We start from the raw sequence: 5128 nt of genomic DNA, 5'->3' as shown, positions 1-5128 counted from the left end.
GCGGGCGCCGTCGGGCTGACCGCCGCCCGCCCGGGCCCCGTTGGGGGTGCCGCGCGGTGGGGTCTGTTCCGGGGCGGCGCCTGCCGCGGGGGGCTTGCGGGGCGCGAACCAGGAGCTGGGTTCCGGGGATTCCTCGGAACCGGACGGCTTCCCGGTCGCACCTCCGGTCGACGGGCCCTCGTCGGGGCCCTGTTGCTGTGCCGGAGCGGTCCCGGTGTCGGACCCGCTCACGGGGGTGCGCATGACGACCGGGGGAATGGGCCGAGAACCCGGGATGTTGATGCGGATCCGGGTGGTCAGCGTGGTCTCGGTCTTCGGCTCGTCCGGCTCGTTCCCGGGTGGGTACGAACTGTCAGTTTCACGGCTCAAAGCAGGATCTCCCGGTTGGATGCGCCGCACTCATCCGTTCTGATGGTGCTGCGAGTACGGCTCGCCGGCCCGCACCACCTTACTCGGGGCGTCCGGCAGGTTCCCGGAGACCTTCGAAACGCGGCTGCCCGGGCGGCGCCAGGGTGGCGCAGACCACAAGGATCATCACCCCGACGAGCAGGAAGATATCCGAGCCGATCCCGGCGGCGATCAGGAAGTCCCCCTCGGGGCGGGGGAAGAGCACCAGGAGCAGCACGGTCAGCAGCCACCCCGAGCCGGCGGCGACGGCTCCGCTGCGGCTGCGGACCAGCAGCGCGCCTCCGCAGAAGGCCGCGGCGGATCCGGCGAGCGCGAGCAGCAGGCCGCCGGGTGACCAGCCGCCCTGGACGAGTACGGCGGCCGCACCGACCGCGGCGCCGAGGGCGACCAGGCCGGTGTGCGCGGCGAGACGTGCGACGGTCACAGTGGTACTCCCGCGAAGAGGTCGTCGGCCGGAGCCCCGGCGGGGCGGGAGCCGTCCGGCATCCGGTAGCACTCGGTGCCCAGCAGGGGCTGCCCGAGGTGGTTGGAGAGCGCGAAGAAGTCGCCGTCCACGCTGATCTGCGTGGCGTGCGCCCGCATCGCCGCGGCCTTGGCCGCGGTGTGGACGGGCCCGCCGATGATGCGGACGGCGACGTCCGTGTCGTCCACCACACCCGGCACGTCGGCCGCGGTCGCGGCGGCGGCGAACGGGTTGCCGGCGAAGGCCTCCGGAGCGACCTGGGAGCGGGCGACGCAGTTCCAGTAGGTGCGCGCGATCCGGTGCGGCGCGCCCAGTTCGGGCCGGTAGTCGGCGCGCGCGGCCAGTTCGGCGGCGCGCGTCGCGACCCGGTGGGCCTGGATGTGGTCGGGGTGGCCGTAGCCGCCGTCCGGGTCGTAGGTCACCAGGACCTGCGGGCGGGTCTCGCGGACGACGGCGACCAGGTGGGCCGCCGCCTCGTCCACGGGCGTCCGCCAGAAGCAGTCGGCACGCCGGTTGGGGGCGGTGCCGAGCATGCCGGAGTCCCGGTACCGGCCCTCGCCCCCGAGGAACCGGTGGTCGGCGACGCCCAGTTCGCGCATCGCCGCGGCGAGTTCACCCACCCGGTACGCGCCGAGGGTGTCGTCCCGGTCCGCGGCCAGGTGGGCCGACTGCGGCGGAATGACCTCACCCTCCTCGCCGCGGGTGCACGTCACGAGGGTGACCCGGGCGCCCTCGGCCGCGTACCTGGCCATGGTCACGCCGTTGTTGATCGACTCGTCGTCGGGGTGGGCGTGGACGAACAGCAGGCGGCGCGCGGTCATGAAGCCGAGCCTACGCGGCGCAGGTCAGAACTTGAGGCCACCCACCATGTTGGCCACGCTCGAGGTCAGATCGCTGATGGTGGGTGCCATCGACGAACCGGCCAGGAAGAATCCGAACAGGACGCAGATCACCGCGTGCATGGCCTTGAGGCCGGACTTCTTGATCAACAAGAAGACGATGATCGCCAGCAGCACCACCGCCGAAATCGAGAGCGCCACGGCGGCTCACCTCCAAGGACGTGCGGTCGAAAGGCGGACGGGGACGCGCGGAACGGGAATGCCACGGGCTACATACCCACGCATCCACCGTGCGCAACTGATCATAACTATCGGTGAGTCGGCATGGCTCGGTGCACGGGAGCAGACGGGGCGCATAGTCGCCAGGCATCGGTCAGACGCACGAAAGGCCCGCACGTGGGAGCGGTTTCCCCGGCGCCGGCTCCCGGCGGTTTCGGCGACGTCACCCGAAGGTGGTCACACGAAGTTGCCGAAGATTTCACCCGGCCTTCGCCGGCGGGTCACGGCCGCGCCCGGCGCCCCCGGAGTACCACCGGCGTGCACGCCTTCGCGCAGAGGTGCCCGTGCAGGTCGGCAGGGCCCCGTACGCTCGGTCCATGTCCTCCGAAGCCATGAGTTTTCCCCGCCAGTACGCCCGCACCCAACGTTTCGGCCTGGGCGCGCCGAAGGCGTTCACCGTGTCCCCGGACGGGGCCCGCGTACTGTTCCTGCGCTCCTCCGGCGGCACCGACCGCGCGATGTCCCTGTGGGTGCACGACCTCACCGCGGACACCGGTTCGGGACGCCGTGAATATGCCGCAGGCGACCCCGCGGTGCTGCTCGGCGGCAGCGCCGAGGAACTGTCCGCCGAGGAGCGGGCACGACGCGAGCGCAGCCGGGAGGGCGGCGCGGGCATCGTCGGTTACGCCACCGACGCGGCGTGCGAAGTCGCCGCGTTCACGCTCTCCGGACGCCTGTTCACCGCCGAGGTGCGGGCCGGTACCGCCCGCGAACTGCCGGTGCCCGCACCGGCCGTGGACCCGCGCCCCGCGCCGGACGGCAGGCACGTCGCGTACGTCGCGGACCGCACGCTGCGCGTCGTGGGCCTGGAAGGCGGTGCGGACCGGCCGCTGGCGGTGCCGGAGGGCGAGCACGTCTCCTACGGGCTGGCGGAGTTCGTCGCGGCTGAGGAGATGCACCGCTCCCGCGGCCACTGGTGGTCACCCGACGGCAGCCGGCTGCTGGTCGCGCGGGTCGACGAGGAGCCGGTGCGGCGCTGGTGGATCGCCGACTCGGCGAACGCGCAGTCGGCGCCCACCAGCGTCGCGTACCCGGCGGCGGGCACCGACAACGCCGACGTCACGCTGCACCTGTTCGCCGCCGACGGCAGCTCGCGTACCGAGGTGGTCTGGGACCGCGCCGCCCACCCCTACCTGGCGGCGGTGCACTGGTCCCCGGCCGGCCCGCCACTGCTGCTCGTCCAGGCCAGGGACCAGCGCACCCAGCAGTACCTCACGGTGGACCCGGAGACCGGACGGACCTCGGTGCTGCACACCGAGAAGGACGCAGTGTGGCTGGATCTCTTCCCCGGCGTGCCCGCCTGGTCCCCGTCCGGTGAGCTGGTCCGGATCAGCGACGGGGACGGATCCCGCGCCCTCGTGGTGGGCGAACGGACTCTGACCGAGGCGCCGTTGCACGTCCGGGCGGTGCTCGACATCGGCGAGCACGACGTGCTGTTCAGCGCCTCGAACGGAACGGTCGGCGAAGTCGGCGTGTACCGGGCGGCGTTCAGCGGCGAGGGTGGCTGCGCGCGGGTGGACGTGGCACAGAGCCCCGGTTACGCCTCAGCCGTCCGCGGCGGCCCGACCCTGGTGCTGAGCAGCTCGGCGCTCGACCGGCCGGGCTCCCGAACCGAGGTGCACGGGCCCGGCGAGGGCGCCGTCACCGTGCTGACCAGCCACGCCGAGACCCCGCTGCTCACCGCCAGGCCCCGGCTGCTGAGCTCCGGCGAGCGGCAGATCCCCACCGCCGTGCTGCTGCCCACCGGGTACCGGGAGGACGACGGCCCGCTGCCGGTGCTGCTCGACCCGTACGGCGGCCCGCACGGCCAGCGGGTGGTCGCGGCGCAGAACGCCTATCTGACCTCGCAGTGGTTCGCCGACCAGGGCTTCGCGGTGGTGATCGCGGACGGCCGGGGCACCCCCGGTCTGTCACCCGACTGGGAGAAGGCCGTGGTGGACGACCTGGCGGAGGTCACGCTCACCGACCAGGTCGACGCGCTGCACGGTCTGGCGGCGGAGTTCCCGCTGGACCTGGGCCGGGTCGGCATCCGCGGCTGGAGCTACGGCGGGTTCCTCGCCGCGTTGGCTGTGCTGCGCCGGCCCGACGTCTTCCACGCCGCGGTGGCGGGCGCCCCGGTGACGGACTGGCGGCTGTACGACACCCACTACACCGAGCGCTACCTCGGCCACCCCGACCAGCAGCCGGCGGTGTACACGGCGAACTCGCTGGTCACCGACGAGGGCCTGTCGGGCGCGGTGGAGCCGCACCGGCCGATGATGGTCATCCACGGCCTCGCGGACGACAACGTGGTGGCCGCGCACACCCTGCGGCTGTCCTCCGCGCTGCTGGCCGCCGGCCGTCCGCACGAGGTGCTGCCGCTGTCCGGCGTGACCCACATGACACCGCAGGAACAGGTCGCGGAGAACCTGCTGCTGCTCCAGGTGGACTTCCTCAAGCGGACGCTGGACGTGCGGTGAGCACCGCCGACGTGGTAACAGGTCGGTAACGTCGCGGACCCCGCTCCGATATACGGACGCCGCACCATGGGATGCGTACGGCCGTGCGGGTGCCGTAGCACCGGCCGGGGCGAGCCAAGTCGCCCCGGCCGGTCACCCGCCCGTACCCGCGCCTGCCCCGGCGGGTGGCGGTCGGTGCGGCGTCGGCCCGTCCGCGTCGTCCTACAGTCCGTCCCTGTTGCGCCTCGGCTCGTCCGGCGGCTCCTTCGTGGGCTCCCCCTTGGGCGCGTCCTCCGCGGCGGCGTCGTCCACCGGGGTGCCCGGGTGGGTGACGTCCGGGCGGTCCGTGGCGAAGAAGCACGCCGAATCGTGGGCGGCCGGCCCCGACAGGAAGCGGAGCTCCGCCGGGACCGCCAGCAGTGGCACCTCCAGCGCGCAGCGCTCCCGGGCCTTCCAGCAGCGGGTCCGGAACCGGCAGCCCGACGGCGGGTCGGCGGGCGAGGGCACGTCCCCGGTGAGGATGATGCGTTCGCGCTGCGCGCTCAGTTCCGGGTCAGGAAGGGGAACGGCCGAAAGCAGCGCCTGGGTGTAGGGGTGGGTGGGGTGGTCGTAGATCTGCTGGTCCGTGCCGATCTCCACGATCTTTCCGAGGTACATGACGCCGACGCGGTCGGAGATGTGCCGCACGATGGACAGGTCGT

General features: G+C 73.1%; 5 protein-coding genes and 1 pseudogene. 1 reads left to right on the top strand and 5 read right to left on the bottom strand.

From position 1 onward, the window contains the following. The 4 genes and pseudogenes from ACYVE9_RS14970 to ACYVE9_RS14955 all read right to left on the bottom strand — a co-directional run. Positions 1 to 369, bottom strand: a pseudogene (locus tag ACYVE9_RS14970) (hypothetical protein); the annotation flags it as partial. 79 nt (positions 370 to 448) lie between these two features. After that, positions 449 to 832 (bottom strand): DUF6113 family protein, encoded by a 384-nt coding sequence (locus ACYVE9_RS14965; RefSeq protein WP_461028335.1) that lies wholly within the window; start codon positions 830 to 832, stop codon positions 449 to 451. Further along, positions 829 to 1692 carry an N-acetyl-1-D-myo-inositol-2-amino-2-deoxy-alpha-D-glucopyranoside deacetylase gene (gene mshB / locus ACYVE9_RS14960; RefSeq protein ID WP_461028334.1) on the bottom strand — a complete coding sequence of 288 codons (864 nt, stop codon included), beginning with the start codon at positions 1690 to 1692 and terminating at the stop codon, positions 829 to 831. Before mshB ends, ACYVE9_RS14965 begins: the two co-directional genes overlap by 4 nt. Positions 1693 to 1716: 24 nt before the next feature. Beyond that, a complete protein-coding gene (locus ACYVE9_RS14955) occupies positions 1717 to 1911 on the bottom strand; it encodes a hypothetical protein (RefSeq protein ID WP_283994199.1) in 195 nt (64 codons plus the stop codon). A gap of 395 nt (positions 1912 to 2306) precedes the next feature. On the opposite strand from ACYVE9_RS14955, the gene ACYVE9_RS14950 reads away from it, so the two are divergent. Beyond that, positions 2307 to 4448: a S9 family peptidase gene (locus tag ACYVE9_RS14950; RefSeq protein ID WP_461028333.1), complete on the top strand. Its 2142-nt coding sequence runs from the start codon at positions 2307 to 2309 to the stop codon at positions 4446 to 4448. A 201-nt stretch (positions 4449 to 4649) separates the two neighbouring features. Here the strand turns inward: ACYVE9_RS14950 and ACYVE9_RS14945 are convergent. Then, positions 4650 to 5128, bottom strand: a 479-nt coding sequence (locus tag ACYVE9_RS14945; RefSeq protein WP_461028332.1) for an oligopeptide/dipeptide ABC transporter ATP-binding protein, incomplete at its 5' end; no start/stop codon positions are given.

This window comes from Streptomyces sparsus (assembly GCF_054776295.1).
The sequence above is the reverse complement of the archived record's forward strand: the minus strand, read 5'-3'. Positions and strand labels throughout refer to the sequence as shown.